Origin of the sequence: Arthrobacter cavernae, from assembly GCF_017368795.1 — a bacterium.
Lineage (GTDB): Bacteria > Actinomycetota > Actinomycetes > Actinomycetales > Micrococcaceae > Arthrobacter > Arthrobacter cavernae.
In genome coordinates this window covers 1-211 of the sequence record NZ_JAFNLL010000101.1, presented here as the reverse complement: position 1 = coordinate 211, position 211 = coordinate 1, and the positions used below count along the sequence as shown (strand labels likewise).

1 protein-coding gene is annotated in these 211 nt (G+C 52.6%); it reads right to left on the bottom strand.

The window, feature by feature from the left end:
* Window positions 1–21: 21 nt before the first annotated feature.
* Window positions 22–211 (bottom strand): serine hydrolase family protein (locus J1902_RS18970; RefSeq protein ID WP_443623210.1); only part of this gene is annotated, 190 nt, incomplete at its 5' end.

Here is a 211-nt window from a genome sequence, read left to right as displayed (position 1 = left end):
CCAGACGCGTTGGTCTGACAGTTACCAATGCTTAATCAGTGAGGCACCTATCTCAGCGATCTGTCTATTTCGTTCATCCATAGTTGCCTGACTCCCCGTCGTGTAGATAACTACGATACGGGAGGGCTTACCATCTGGCCCCAGTGCTGCAATGATACCGCGAGACCCACGCTCACCGGCTCCAGATTTATCAGCAATAAACCAGCCAGCC